We start from the raw sequence: 15,208 nt of genomic DNA, 5'->3' as shown, positions 1-15,208 counted from the left end.
AATGAGGCTGCATCTCTCGCCAGGGATTGGTGGCTCTCTTGTTCTGATCCGTCGAATATGGTAAGGTACATTCAAGCCGTTTCTCGCTTTCATAGGTAGTTTGTAATTTTCCTATTTTAGCAAGAAATGGCATCTTTTTTGGCTTTTCAGGACTTTCGGGTATACCGAAAAGCCCTGATTTGAGGAGATTGTGCGTTGACATTTGGGGAGGACAATGGTAAGCTTTTGAATGAAACGAAAAATAGATAGTCCCGCGCTGATCGAGATTAGTATGAGGACAACAACCAACAGCGATCCGAAAAAGAGTGGAAGTTCGGAATGGATATGTATCCTCAGAACGCGTTCGTGAGCGGCTGACCGAAGAAAGCTTTCTGCATCTGCGACGATACAGGTTGCATCGAGAGCAAGTAGGACAGGTGGGTGGTTCCCATGTATGACTCAACCAGGAAAAAGTGGTCTTTCACGGCACTTGCAAAGAGCGCCCGAGAGACAATTGGGGTGGTACCACGGGCATAGCTCCATGAAAGTTGAATACTTCAGGAGTCCTTATTCTCGTCCCTTCAGATTTTGGAGGGAGCGAGGATTTTTTTTACCCTCTGCACCTTCCAGAACATTCCGACTTTTTCTTTGCTCTTGCTGGCCCATCCTAATGCGTAGCCAGTCATAGGATGATCAATCCAAAGAGCATATAAACAGGAAAGGAGAGGTGCAACATATGCAGCCTATCAAAATTCCCTCAAGAGCGCATGAGCTTCATGTAGCAGCGATCAACATGTTCAAGCAAGCAGGCATATCCTACTACCATCATTGCTACGTGTAATCACTAGCCACCAGTGCAATGCGCTAGCACCTATCCTTATTTCTGTTGACCAATCATTATATTCTGCATATCCTCCTGCTCATCCCAGGAAAGCAGTAGAAAGGACCATCCATGCAAATGCAAATATTATCTAAGCCAGCGCAAACAACACGTCCTGTACGCTATGGAAAATTGATCTTAGAAGATGGCATGCAGTTTGAAGGCATATCATTTGGAGCGGAAACAGGACGCGCTGGCGAGGTTGTCTTTAGTACCGGTATGGTTGGCTATCCAGAAGCGCTCACTGATGCCTCTTTCGCGGGCCAGATCATGATCATGACCTATCCATTGGCAGGCAGTTATGGTGTGCCAACCTCTCAGAGTTGGGAGGATGATCATATTCATACCAGTGGATTGATCGTCTCCAATTATATCGATACCCCATCGCATGCCCAGAGTACGATGACGCTGAGCGAGTGGTTGAAGCAAGAGAATATTCCCGCCCTACAAATCAAGGATACACGCCTGCTGACACAACATATTCGCCAGCATGGTTCACTATTAGGAAAGATTGTCTTTGACGAGGATATTCCCTTCTACGATCCCAATCAGGAGAATTTGATCGCTCAGGTTTCGACCCGGCAAATCACCAAAATTGGACAGGGTCCGAAGACGATTGCTTTGATCGATTGTGGGGCCAAACAAAATATTGTACGCTGCCTGCTCAAGCGCAACGTTGAAGTCATGACCGTCCCCTGGGATTGGGATCTCTTTTCGAGCGCCAATGATTTTCACTTCGATGGCATCCTGATCTCGAATGGTCCCGGTAATCCCAAATTCGCGGACAAGACCGTAGCAACTGTACGCAAGGCGCTGGACAATAAGATCCCGACGCTTGGTATCTGCATGGGTAATCATCTGCTCTCACTGGCGGCAGGCGGCGAGACTGAAAAAATGAAGTTTGGACATCGCAGTCAGAATCAGCCCTGTGTGATGCGCGATAGCCAACGCTGCTATATCACCACCCAGAATCATGGCTTTGTGGTCGCCGATGTTCCTCCTGGCTTTGAACCCTGGTTTACCAATGCCAATGACGGCACTAACGAAGGCATCATCCATGCCTCGCAACCTTTTATGTCGGTACAATTTCACCCCGAAGCAGCACCAGGGCCGGTGGATACTGAGTGGGTCTTTGATTACTTCCTGGAGAAGATTTAATGGAACAATTACGGAAAGTGCTGCTTTTGGGCTCGGGTGCCCTGAAGATCGGTCAGGCGGGCGAGTTTGATTATTCCGGCTCTCAGGCCCTGAAAGCTTTAAAGGAAGAAGGCGTCCAGACCGTCCTGATTAATCCCAATATCGCGACGATTCAAACCTCAAAGCAACTGGCTGATCGCGTCTACTTTCTGCCAGTGACGCCCTACTTTGTTGAGAAGATCATTGAGCGCGAACAGCCCGACGGTATTCTGCTCTCCTTTGGAGGTCAGACAGCCCTCAATTGCGGTATCAAGCTCCACGAGCAAGGGATACTCACAAAGCATAATGTACGAATTCTGGGCACGCCCATCTCAGCTATTATTCTTACTGAAGATCGCCAAAAATTCGCGGAACATCTCCATGCCATCTCCATCCCAACCCCGAAGAGCCAGAGCGCAACCACGTTACAAGAGGCTTTAGAACTGGGCGAGAAAATCGGCTTCCCGTTGATGATACGCGCCGGATTTGCGCTGGGTGGACAGGGATCGGGCATCGCCCATACCCACGAAGACCTCAGAAATATTGTTGAGCATGCACTTTCATTTGCACCACAGGTCTTAGTTGAACAATATCTTCATCACTATAAAGAAATAGAATATGAAGTCGTTCGAGATCGCTATGATAACTGCATAACTATCTGTAATATGGAGAATATGGACCCCCTGGGTATTCATACCGGGGAGTCGATTGTGATTGCGCCCAGCCAGACGCTGACAAATGATGAATACCATATGCTGCGCTCAGCCGCGATTGAGATCGTCAGAAGCCTGGGCATCGTCGGCGAATGCAATGTCCAGTACGCCCTTGATCCTTTAAGCAAGCAATATTATGTGATTGAGGTGAATGCTCGCCTCTCACGCAGTTCAGCCTTAGCCAGTAAAGTCACTGGCTATCCCCTGGCCTATATCGCCGCAAAATTAGCCCTGGGCTATGGTTTGACTCAACTCGCCAATCAGATTACCGGCGTCACCAAAGCCTGCTTTGAACCCAGCCTTGACTATCTGGTTGTAAAAATACCGCGCTGGGATATCGATAAGTTTGTCGGCGTTGAGGAGACGATTGGCACCGGCATGAAATCGGTCGGCGAAGTCATGGGCATTGGGCGTACCTTTGAAGAGGCCTATCAAAAAGCGCTCCGTATGCTGGAGCAGAACTTTGAAGGCGCAATCCCGCCGGATGACTACTTCGCGGATGAGGCTGAATTCAAAAAATACTTGCATACCCCGACTCCAAAGCGCCCCTTCGCAATCGCACAGGCACTCAAGAAAGGTATGACGCCCACAGAGATCCATGCCATCACCGGCATTAATCCCTGGTTCCTCTACCGTATCCAGAATATTCTGGAACATGAGCAGGTGATTACAAGTGAGAGCATATTGGATGCCGCCCAACTGCAAGCCCTCAAGCAAATCGGTGTCTCAGACAGACGGATAGCCACGCTCAATGGCAGCAATGAACTTGAGATACGCGCATTGCGCAAACGCTATCACATCACTCCTTCGGTCTTCCAGATCGACACGCTGGGAGCAGAGTTTCCGTCTGAAACCAACTATCTCTATCTCACCTATAACGCACAACATCATGATGTACAGCCCAGTGGCGATAATGGTGTGATTGTGCTCGGCTCAGGACCATACCGCATCGGATCTTCAGTAGAGTTCGACTGGACCAGCGTCATGACTGTGGAAGCGCTCAAGAAATATCGCAAGCAAGCCATCATCATTAACAGCAATCCAGAGACCGTCTCAACTGACTATGATGTTTCAGATCGTCTCTATTTCGAGGAACTGACCTTCGAACGCATTGCCGATATCTATGACTTTGAGCAATCGGGTGGCCTGATCGTCTCCGTGGGAGGTCAGACACCAAACAACCGGGCGCAGGCTCTTGCGGCCTATGGCTGTAATCTCTTAGGAACGCGAGCCGCCAATATCAATCGAGCCGAGGATCGCAGTATCTTTTCACAACTGCTGGATACCCTGGGCATCCAGCAGCCAGAATGGAACAAGTTCAGCACCTTCGACGAACTAACCTCCTTTGCGCAGCGCGTCAGTTATCCTATCCTGGTACGTCCATCGTATGTCCTCTCAGGGAATGCCATGAAGGTATGTGACACACCCGAAGAGCTTGCGCATTATGCCCAACAGGCGGCAGCCCTTTCCTCTGAACATCCCGTCACCGTCTCAAAGTTCTTTGAATTCGCTCGTGAGGTCGAATTCGATGCCGTGGCGCAACATGGTCACATCAAGGCCTACGTGATCTCAGAGCACATCGAGAATGCAGGTGTGCATTCAGGCGACGCAACCATCGTTCTGCCGCCTCAGACGCTCTCGGAGGCCATCCAGCAAGAGATTGCCGGGATTGGACGGAAGATCGCCCAGGCACTTGAAGTTACGGGTCCAGTGAACATTCAATTCCTGCTCAAAGACAAGCAGGTATATGTCATCGAAACTAACCTGCGAGCCTCACGTACCTTCCCATTTATCTCAAAGGTCACTGACATCAACTTCATGGATCTCTTTATCGATACCCTCTTCAGCCAGGAAGAGATTGCTGAGATTAGCGTGCCCAAACCAGCATTTGTGGCCCTCAAGGCACCACAATTCTCCTTCTCGCGCCTGACCGGGGCAGATCCAGTGCTCAGCGTCGAGATGTCATCGACCGGAGAAGTCGCCTGCTTCGGCAATGACATCGAGGAAGCCTATCTCCAGGCCATGCTGGCCTCGGGTGGAACATTGCCGCAAAAAGGTATCTTTATCAGCCTGCATGGAGAAGAGAAGCACATGGCGCTCATCCCGAGCCTGCCATATCTGCAAGCCTCGGGCCTCCCACTCTATGCGCCGCAGGAGACCTGGCAATTCTTGCAGGAGCGGCAGATTGCTGCCACTCTGCTGCACAACGAGCCACAGGCTGAGGGTGAGAGTATCGAACAGGCCTTCCGAGCCCAAAAGATCGATCTGGCAATCGTCATCGTAGCGGGCCGCCTGCAACGCGACTTTGACCAGAACTACGACATGCGCCGTCTGGCCATCGACTGCAACATCCATTTGATCACCAGGATCAAACAGATGCGCCTCTTCCTCAAGGCCATGGTCGAGAAAAAGCTTGACACGCTCCCCATCCAGGCATGGGACGAATACCGCGACACGCTACCTCCCATAGAGACCAGCGCCAGCGATCCGCTCCTGCTCAACGCCCATTAGTTCGCTAAGAAGAAAGAGTATGAACACAGTGACAACACAACGCAAGGGTCTGCGCCTAACGCAAGCCCTTTTCTCGCGGGCCTTTGCCTGGTTCTGGTTGGGGCAGACCATTTCGACACTGGGCGATGGCGCGTTCACCATGGCACTGGCGGTTGTAGTCTACCAGTTGACCGGCTCAAGTCTGGCTATGGGCTTCTTTTTGATGGCGAAGATGATTCCTGAATTACTGTTCACGCTCTTTGGCGGAGTCGCGGCGGACCGTCTGCCGCGCCGTCTGCTTTTGTTGTGCGGGGACAGTGGGCGTGCCCTGACAGTGCTGGCTATCGCGGTCCTGGCCTGGCTGCATCTGCTTCAGATATGGCATCTCTTTGTGCTGGCGGTGCTCTTTGGCCTCTGCCGCTCCATCTTCAATCCGGCGTATCGCGCCATCACCCCGGATCTGGTTGAAAAAGACCATCTCCCCTCAGCTAACACACTGACCGCACTCAGCTTACAATTTGGAAACTTCCTTGGGCCGCTGCTAGGTGCGGGTTTGATCGCGCTGGCCAACGGTTCTGCGAGCGCGGCCTTCGCCTTCGACGGGCTCACCTTTGTTGTCTCTGTCTGCTCACTCCTGGCGCTACGCTCGTTGCCGCGTACCGTTCAAAAGCCTGCCACGACGTCGGCCAATGGGCTACGAGGGATGTTTCTGGATATGCGCGATGGTTTTCGCACCATCCTCAACTCGACCTGGCTGCGCTGGTCGCTTCTCGCTGCCACTTTCGGCCTTGTGGCGTATGCAGGAGCCATGTCCGTCGCGTTACCCAGGCTCGTTTTCGCCGTGTATAAAAGCGGCCCCTGGCTCCTGGCCGCGATTACCACCGGCGCGGCCATCGGAGGCATAGTCGGGGCCATCTTTGTCGGCCAGGTGCGCCTGCGCCATCGCGGCATCATCGCTTTCCTCGCCTACGTTCTCAGCGGTTTAGCTCTGCTTGTGTTCAGTCTGCCCATTGCACAGAACAGACTCGTCTTTGTTGTGCTGCCCGCCGCCTTTGGCGTTGGCTTCGGTATCAATACCATGGACATGATATGGGCCAACCTGCTTTACGAATTGGTCCCCAACGAGAAGCTGGGCCGCGTCGTCAGCGTTGATCAGCTCGGCGCGCTCGGCATGCTCCCTGTTGGCTACGTGCTCGCTGGTTGGCTCAGCGACCAATTCGGCCCGACTTCGGTCTTCCTGCTCGGTGGGCTGATGATGGTGGTGCTAAACAGCTTGCCGCTGCTCTTACGCGGCATTCGCGAGATAGAGTAGGCAACAGTCAGCAGTCTTACGTAGCGGCTATCCGGCTCTTAAGTACGAATGGATCTAAATAAGATTATTTTATCCCTCACCTGACATCTGCTCACGGGTTGCGCAACCCATGAGCAGACTCTAGAGTATTGTGGTTTACAGACAGGAGGGCTTGCTTCTCTCCGACAAGCTGCTAGACGAACATTTTCTCGATGGATGAGACGAGAATACCCTGTGCCCCTAGCTTTTTAAGCTCTTCAATGGCATCCCAGAAGACGTCTTCACGTATAGCAGTATGGACGGCCATCCAGTCGGCATCTGCGGTGGGTAAAACCGTAGGAGATTTCAGGCCGGGCATGATGGTTGAGATGTATTCTAAGGATGCACTCGGTACGTTCATCATTACGTACTTATATTCGCTGGCCGCCATGACACCCCGGAAACGCGTTAATAGGCGTTCGATGATAATCGCTTTTTGCTTGTCCGCTAGCGAGGTGCGGTTGCCAATGATGGTGGATTGCGAATCCAGAACGTTGTCGATGGCAACCAGATCGTTGAGGCGCAAGCTACTGCCTGTGCTGACAAGATCGACAATGGCTGTGGCAACTCCCAGCGCGGGCGTGATTTCTACGCTGCCACTGATGGTGATCACATTGACATCAATATCACGTTCAGCAAAGAAACGGCTCGTGGTGACGGGATAGGATGTCGCAACATTGCAACCTGATAGCTGTTCAATCGAGGTGATCCCGCTCTCAGCAGGCACCGCTACTTTCAGGCTGCAATGTCCATAGTTCAGAGGCAGGATCTCTTCAACGGGCTTCTCAGACTCAACCACCAGATTCCGACCGACAATACCCAGATCCACGATACCTTCGGCTACATATTCGGCGATATCATCATCACGTACATATAAGATATCCATCGGGAAATTGCGACAGATGCTAAAGAGACGTTGTTTATAGGATTCAAAATGGAGGCCAACTGTGCGCAACAAATTACGCGTATCTTCTGTCAAACGTCCATCCTTTTGGATTGCCAGTTTGATGTGATCACCATTGAGTTTTGACATATTTGACATAGCCGAACTTCCTTCTCTGCGTCATTCAGACAAATAAAAAAACCTCCACTCCTCGCTTAGCGAGGAACGAAGGTTAAATCCGCGGTCCCATCCTCATTTCTGCCCATACAGGCAGACTCTCAATTTGATAATCTCAGCGTGCTTGTAGAAATGATGCTCACATGAGAATATCAAGTGCCCGGGATAACGGATGGGACAATCCGATGTGCTTCTGCTGGCACTACGATGACCATCGTAGCAATGCAAGCATTCTCGCACAAGGCTCTCGGGGTGTGTTCAGTCAGTCGGTATGCCTGGACTTACACCTCTCTCCAGGTCGCTGTAGCTCGCCAACTGCTTACTCTTCCTCGATGATAACGCCTTTTCACAGCTTTGCTGCTCTGTATGATTTTCTGTATGACTACAGGCAAAACTTACGTCTACCGTCACTACAGACAATGTTTCTTGTACCAGTTCACCATTAGTATATAAACCGCTCCAAACAATGTCAAGGGATACCCATGAGCTTAAGGATTTTTTAACATTCACACCCTCATAGCGGATGATTTTACTGTCCGCGCTGGATCGTGATACCACCACTCCCGGTTTTAGCACTCAGTTGGGCCCGTGGACCAGTCCCGACTTCATCACTCCCAAACTCATTGATGATCCTGCCAGAACCAGTGGCTGCCTTCAGGTTAAATGCGGTCTGGGAAGCCAGAATGAAATTAATGTGTCCACTCCCGGTTTTCAGCCGGTAATCCCCAAAAGAATCAAGTGTGCCGGAAAAGCTGATCGAGCCACTGCCAGTTTTAAAGGTGCTATTTCCTTTGAGTTGTGCAGACAGCGCCTCAATCCGACCGCTCCCTGTCGTAAACTGGGATTGACCGCGCAATCCATCCACAACAATAGGTCCACTGCCAGTGGACAACAAGATAGAGCCGTCAAGTTGCGTCGCCTGCATCGAGCCACTCCCGGTCTTAATGGCAATCTGGCCTTGCAGATGAGCCACATCTACGGAACCACTCCCGGTTTTCAGGGCAAGCGATCCCTGCAGTGCTGCGGCCTCAATCGAGCCACTTCCCGTGTGCACTTTGATCTCACCTGTCAGATTCTTAATGCTCACCTTGCCCGAACCGTTTTTCAACTGAATGTCGCACTGTTCAGGCACGGTAATCACAAGATCAGCACGCCTGAATCCAAAGAGGAGTCGAGGCACCATGCTGGCAATGGAAACATTATCCCCCTGCTGATAGGCATTCACCTTTATTGCGTTCGATAGGTTGCCCAGACCACTGGCATGCGTTGTTGGAGCTAGCGTGACCATGGACTGCTCGCCTCTGCGCACAGAGATGTTGCCAGCAAAGTTATCAATAACGAGCCGGGCATGTTCCTGAATGGGAAATGTTTGTACCGGCAAAGGAGCTACCACAACCCGCCAGTTTGAGATCACCACGAAGATACCTGCAGCTACCAGAAGCGCAATTGGTATCCAGATCAACCAGGCTATCGTTATGCCAATGAATTGCGTGGCTACCTCTCCCAGCACAAAACCGATAAGGAGTATACCTAGAAGCAGAAGTATATTCCCGCTACCACGTTGTGGCTCGGAGCGGGGCCGCAGCTTGGCTCCCTTATCCTCACGGAACCAGCTATCCTCCTCAAATATCTGACCGCTATAGCCATCTTGATAGTTAAAAGTGAACTCGCTATCAGTATAGGATGGGCTATCTGCTTGCTGTCTATGTTCGCGGGGATCAGTATTTTCAACGCGCTCTTCAGTGGAAACATGTTCCGGCTCATATTGGTATTGAGGATGGTAATCGCCTTCCTGGCTTTGCATAACAATAGGCCTCCTTCTATCCACCTGGCTTAATTTAAAAATATACAGATAATAATAGCATCAACATAGATACGTCTCAAGCTCAAAATAGTTGCCGATAACTATCTTTCACCGCATGCCAGATGAAAAAAAGACAGCAAAGAGGCCAGTAGAAAGATCTGCTGGCCATCTCTGGTTCTACTGACTTGTTGTCAACAAGATGTGTTAACGATTCGGCGTTTGCTGGTCAGGGCGTATCTTTTGTCCAGGATTCGCCTGCCCGGAATAGGATTGTTGCTCGGGATACGTGTTTCTCGTACGCGTTTGTTCACCAGCAACACCCGGAGTTGTGGGAGTGGATACGGGAGTATTTGGCACTGCGCCTGTCCCCGTACCGGTACCACCCATGGTGCTTCCCGTCCTGGGCGACTGATTAAAGCGATCTTGCATATCTAACTGTGATGCTGGCCCGCCAGCCATACCTACATTTGCCGATCCACGTTCCAATAAATGCCTGGCACTGTCACGACCACCCAGGCCGAATGCCAGGCCACAGGCCAGGGCGATAGATCCGACAATCGCGGTAAAGAGGGTTGTAATCAAAACAGGTGCAATTTGTAATTGTTCCAGCGCGACTAAGGTCACAAATCCGATGATTGCATAGCGAACAATATTCGCTAAGAGCTTTGGACTCACAGCGCCAGTTCGAGGGGCTGCCCCAATGACAATGTCAGCAGCAAAGGTTGAGACTATCATGCCCAGGAGGAGCACTACAATAGCGACAAACACGTTCGGCAGGTAGGCGACAATTGAGTTGATAATGGAACTTACAGAAGTCAACTCCAATGCATTACAGGCCGGTACCAGAAAGATCAGGAAGACAAACCAGAAGACGATCTTGCCCAACAAAGCTGCAGGGTCCATACGCATGTTTAACCGTTGCTCGAAGCGTGTCAGGCCAATGCGGTCACTCATACGGTCAAAGCCGACCCGGCGCAAAAGCAGAGTAACAGCTTTTTCAAGAATAGCAGCAACGATCCAGCCGACTACCAGGATAACCAGGAAGCCGACCAGTCTGGGAATAAAGCTAAAAAAAAGTGAGAGTGCCGTGGCTAAAGATGAGGCAATAGCTGTGCCCCAATTTGTGACAACGCCCATTCCAATACTCCTTTCGAACTCGTACACTGTTCTTCCACATCCGCTCTATATAGATACGATGGATATGGTTGCTAAGATGCTAAAAAATGCATCAAAAATCAACCACATCAACTATAATTTCAACTATATTTATAGATCAGCTCGGGAATGGTGCAATCTCATCTGGGGCGTGCAAAAATTTGACATTTTTCAAGAGGACTGTTATTCTAATACAAAACATAACCTGCGTCGAGCGAAATTAGTATGAGAGTAGCAGCCGACAGCGATCCGAAGAAGAGTGGAAGTTCGGAATGGTGATGCCTTCTCAAAACGCATTCGTGAGCAGTTGACCGAAGAAAGCTTTGATGAGCACCCCGCATTCTGCGGATCTGCCAGGAGCAAGTAGGACAGGTGGGTGGTTCCCACGTATGACTCAACCAGGAAAAGTGGTCTTTCACGGTCTATGTAAATACAACCAGAAAGACAATTAGGGTGGTACCACGGGCGTGATAGGGTAAATCCCCTGCACTCTCGTCCCTTCAAAAGCGACGGAAGGGACGGGGGTTTTTTATTGCTCTCAATTCCTTCCTTCTCACCAACGAAGGAGGTCACAGAGATGACAAAAATCTGGCAAAAAGGCTATAGCATCAACGCACAGGTTGAGCGCTATACCTCCGCGCAAAATAGCCTGCTTGACGACCGTCTGATCCGCCACGATGTCTGGGGCTCGCTGGCCCACGCCATTATGTTGCGGCAGATTGGTATCCTCGAAGATGAAGAACTGCAGGCTCTCCAACAGGCCATGCATGAGATTTTAGAACAAGAGAAAACGCATGCGTTTGTTATTCAACCCGGGGATGAAGATGTCCACACCAGTGTCGAAAACTTTCTGACCGAGAAGGTCGGACCCGCCGGCAAAAAAATCCATACCACCCGTTCACGCAATGATCAGGTACTGGTCGATGTACGCCTCTATAGCAAAGAAGAGCTGATCCAGACTAGCAAAAAACTCAGCAACTTATGCGAGACGCTACTTCGATTTGCTCAGGCCAATGTCGATGTACCAATGCCTGGCTATACTCATATGCAGCGCGGTATGCTCTCCTCTGTTGGACTCTGGGCAGCCGCATTCGTTGAAGCTTTACTGGATGATGAGCGCCTGCTCGCAGCCGCGTATGAGATCAATGATCAATCCCCGCTCGGCTCGGCCGCTGGCTATGGCGTGCCATTTCCTATTGATCGCCAGCTTGTTTCGGATCTGCTTGGCTTCGCCCATGTCCAGAACAATGTCATCTATGTCCAGAACGCCCGTGGTAAGATCGAAGCTGCTATCGTGCAGGCTCTGACCCAGATTATGCTGGATCTCAGCAAGTTCGCGCAGGATATGTTGCTCTTTACCACTGCCGAATATGGCTTTTTCCAGGTGTCACAAGAGGTCTGCACTGGTAGTAGTATCATGCCGCAAAAGCGCAATCTGGATATTATGGAACTGGTACGCGGTCGTGCTCAGACGATGCTGGCCCATCAACAACATATTCTCGGTCTGGTCACTGGCCTGCCATCCGGTTTTAATATGGATTACCAAGAAACCAAACGACCGTTGATGGAGGCGCTGGATCTGGCCCAGGAGACGCTGGATATTTGTGCTCTGGTGATCGATCATGTTACTGTCAACAAAGAGCGTTTACAGGCCGCCTGCACCTTTGAGTTATTTGCGACCGACCGCGCCTATGAGATGGTGACCAATCAGCAGATGGCTTTCCGCGATGCCTACCGTATCGTAGGCAAAGAGGTGACCGCTCAACTCGATCAACATATCCCTTTCCCCACTGAGAGCCAGGAACAGTTAGTTTCACGTCTGAAAGCTCGCAGTCATCTGGGTGGCACTGGCAACCCGGGACTGGAGTTGGCTCAACAACGCCTGGAGCAGGCGCAAGAGAACTGGCAACAACGCACCACAACCTTTAAAACAGCTATCCAACAACTTGTTGGAACATCCCTTATTCATATTCTGGAGGAGGAATAGATATGGCAACCGTTGTACTCGCATATTCTGGTGGACTGGATACCTCAGTCGCTATTCGCTGGATCAAAGAAAAATATGACCTCGATGTTATCGCCGTTACTGTTGATGTCGGTAATGAGCGCAATATGCAAGAGATTGCTGACCGTGCCATTCAGATTGGGGCCGTCAAGTCGTTGATTGTGGATGGCCGTGAAGATTTTGTCCGTTATTTTGTCTGGCCCGCCCTGCAGGCTGGCGCAATCTATGAAGGACAATATCCTCTGGCAACAGCTCTGGCACGTCCTTTGATCGCTCGCTTGCTGGTTGAAGTAGCTCGTCAGGAGGGTGCGGTCGCCGTTGCCCATGGCTGTACGGGTAAAGGCAACGATCAGGTACGCTTCGATGTCTCAATCAATACGCTGGCCCCTGATCTGAAGATCATCGCTCCTGTCCGCGAGTGGGGTATGACCCGTGATAACGAACTGGCTTATGCCGCCGAGCATAACATTCCCCTCAAAACGACCGTTGCTAATCCTTACTCGGTAGACCAGAATCTGTGGGGCCGTAGCGTCGAATGTGGTATCCTCGAAGATCCCTGGGCCGAGCCGCCCGCAGAGGTCTATGCCTGGACCAGCGATCCCGATGCCCTGGGCGATCTGGCTCCCAAATATTATGAGATTACCTTTAAGAATGGTATTCCGGTCGCGCTGGATGGAGAAGAGATCCCTGGCTATGTGCTGATCGAGACCCTGAATAGTGAGGCCGGCAAGTATGGCATCGGGCGTATCGATCACATCGAGAACCGCCTGGTTGGCATCAAATCCCGCGAGATCTATGAAGCTCCGAGTGCTGTTGTACTCCATGCCGCCCATAATGCATTGGAATCATTAACATTGAGCCGTGAACAGGTCCGCTTCAAAGAAACGGTCGCCGCTGAATATGCCCGCGTCATCTACAATGGTCAGTGGTACAGTGCCCTGCATCAGGATCTGGCCGCATTTGTACAGAGCACACAGCGTTTTGTCTCAGGCACTGTACGGGTGAAACTCTCGCGTGGCCGCTGTCAGGTCGTGGGACGCAAATCCGAGAACTCACTCTACAGCATTGGTCTGGCAACCTATGATAGTGGTGATCAATTTGACCACAATGCCGCCCTTGGCTTTATCAAACTCTGGGCTCTTCCCCTGACCACCCAGGCTCAGGCTCAGTTACTCCCCTCCATCGGCTTTGAAGGCAACCTCCTCAACAATGGAGAAGGGAAGGTTCAGATCGCCAGTAAGAGCGAATCTGAAACTGAAAAGTAAACCGCATCAGTAAGCAAACGTTTTGATGTTTGCTTACTGATGTCTTGCACAATACTTGTGTATGACTTTTCGCACCGAGGTGCTCAAAAGGTTTATATTACATGGGGTACAAAAAGTTCTTCGAACTTTTTGTACCCCATGTAATATAACAGGCGCAGGCGCAGGCTCGTAAGCGCCTGCCAGCCAGGGAAAAATAGACTCTTTACATCAAGCTTTGCGAGCAACAGGTACGGACCTGGCCGCCACCTTTGCCTCAACTTGTTTCTCTTCTTCTTTCGCCTCCGCAGCGCGTTCTTTTTTGCTGGCACGTTCAGCACGCCAATTCTTGAAGTCCAGCATGCTCCGGTACGCCTTGAAAAGAACGGGATTGTAGGGCAGGTCGTAGCCGGGTAGCGACAGCCGAGAGAAACCATTGAAGCCACGCTTGAAACTATAGACACCCCAGAGTGGATCTCGCTGTGCCTCTGGCTCCTCAAGCGAATTAGGAATACCCAGGAAATTATAATATTCGCAGCCATGTGCTTTGGCCCACTGCATACCCATCCACTGCAAGAGATGATTGGGCATCAGGTTACGACTCTTGGAGGAGGATGCGCCATAGCGATACCAGCACCATTTACCCATCCTCATCAGGACGATAGCCGCAATGGCTTTTCCTTCGTGTTCAGCGATCAATAGCGCATAGCGATCATCCTGTTCAAACAGTTCGCTCAATAATTCAAAATGATCGACATCATGGATATAGAAATGATCGCGCTCAGCCGTCTCCTGCAAAATAAGATGGAAGATTTCGAGGTCCTGCCGTCCATGTCCCTCGCGAATGGTGACACCTTTGCGGGATGCCAGACGAATATTATAACGCCACTTCTCTTTCATATTCGCCAAAATATCTTTTTCATCAGGGCGAATATCGAGAATCCATTCATTGCGGATATGTAAGAACTGGCTTGAGGGTTGGAAACCACGGCGTTCCAGGGCCGCGATCCAACGCGTATCGGTGGCATCGACACCCGGCTCCAGTTTGAGCATAAACGCCCCATACTTGCGGGCCTCGCTCTTCACGAAGTTCAGCAATACTCCCATCGCAGGTGCGTTTGGATCATCAATTATGGGACCACGTGGCGCATAGAAAAAGGAACTCCGCAACATCGGCATTTTGACGACCAGCAGCAGTACCGCCGCACACAGATTATTCTGATCGTCCACCACGCCAATATGCAATGCCTGGGAACCGACATCCTTCGAGAGCTCTCCCCACTCATACGACTGAGTAATATTTCCATAGGGCGACTTCGCCACAAAGTCGTTCCACTGCTGCCTATCAGTAATGAAACGTGCTTCCATTCTTCTT

At 50.9% G+C, this 15,208-nt stretch carries 9 protein-coding genes; 5 read left to right on the top strand and 4 right to left on the bottom strand.

Going from position 1 to position 15,208, the window contains the following annotated elements; translation table 11 throughout:
• The first annotated feature begins 937 nt into the window (after positions 1–937).
• From carA to F1593_RS01145, 3 genes are read left to right on the top strand one after another with little or no spacing between them, the layout of a single operon-like run.
• A complete protein-coding gene (gene carA / locus F1593_RS01155; RefSeq protein ID WP_149399460.1) occupies positions 938–2,017 on the top strand; it encodes a glutamine-hydrolyzing carbamoyl-phosphate synthase small subunit in 1,080 nt (359 codons plus the stop codon).
• A complete protein-coding gene (carB, locus tag F1593_RS01150) occupies positions 2,017–5,259 on the top strand; it encodes a carbamoyl-phosphate synthase (glutamine-hydrolyzing) large subunit (RefSeq protein ID WP_149399458.1) in 3,243 nt (1,080 codons plus the stop codon). Before carA ends, carB begins: the two co-directional genes overlap by 1 nt.
• Positions 5,260–5,278: 19 nt before the next feature.
• A complete protein-coding gene (locus F1593_RS01145; RefSeq protein ID WP_149399456.1) occupies positions 5,279–6,550 on the top strand; it encodes an MFS transporter in 1,272 nt (423 codons plus the stop codon).
• A gap of 172 nt (positions 6,551–6,722) precedes the next feature.
• Here the strand turns inward: F1593_RS01145 and hisG are convergent, their stop codons facing one another.
• From hisG to F1593_RS01130, 3 genes are all read right to left on the bottom strand, one after another.
• Positions 6,723–7,610: an ATP phosphoribosyltransferase gene (hisG, locus tag F1593_RS01140; protein ID WP_216368740.1), complete on the bottom strand. Its 888-nt coding sequence runs from the start codon at positions 7,608–7,610 to the stop codon at positions 6,723–6,725.
• A gap of 547 nt (positions 7,611–8,157) precedes the next feature.
• Positions 8,158–9,432 carry a DUF4097 family beta strand repeat-containing protein gene (locus tag F1593_RS01135; RefSeq protein WP_149399454.1) on the bottom strand — a complete coding sequence of 425 codons (1,275 nt, stop codon included), beginning with the start codon at positions 9,430–9,432 and terminating at the stop codon, positions 8,158–8,160.
• Positions 9,433–9,636: 204 nt separating this feature from the next.
• Complete coding sequence (locus F1593_RS01130) at positions 9,637–10,569, bottom strand: mechanosensitive ion channel family protein (protein WP_149399452.1); 933 nt, start codon at positions 10,567–10,569, stop codon at positions 9,637–9,639.
• Between the two features lie 595 nt (positions 10,570–11,164).
• Between F1593_RS01130 and argH the strand changes: the two genes are divergently transcribed.
• Both argH and F1593_RS01120 read left to right on the top strand, forming a co-directional pair.
• Entirely contained in the window at positions 11,165–12,574 is a 1,410-nt protein-coding gene (argH, locus tag F1593_RS01125) for an argininosuccinate lyase (RefSeq protein ID WP_149399450.1), read from the top strand.
• Positions 12,575–12,576: 2 nt separating this feature from the next.
• Entirely contained in the window at positions 12,577–13,857 is a 1,281-nt protein-coding gene (locus F1593_RS01120; RefSeq protein WP_149399448.1) for an argininosuccinate synthase, read from the top strand.
• A 207-nt stretch (positions 13,858–14,064) separates the two neighbouring features.
• Here F1593_RS01120 and F1593_RS01115 read toward each other — a convergent pair whose 3' ends face one another.
• Positions 14,065–15,201, bottom strand: coding sequence for a lipid II:glycine glycyltransferase FemX (locus tag F1593_RS01115; RefSeq protein WP_149399446.1), 1,137 nt, complete (start codon positions 15,199–15,201; stop codon positions 14,065–14,067).
• Between the last annotated feature and the right edge of the window lie 7 nt (positions 15,202–15,208).

This window comes from Dictyobacter arantiisoli (genome assembly GCF_008326305.1).
Classification (GTDB): domain Bacteria; phylum Chloroflexota; class Ktedonobacteria; order Ktedonobacterales; family Ktedonobacteraceae; genus Dictyobacter; species Dictyobacter arantiisoli.
This window is presented reverse-complemented; position numbering and strand designations above follow the sequence as displayed.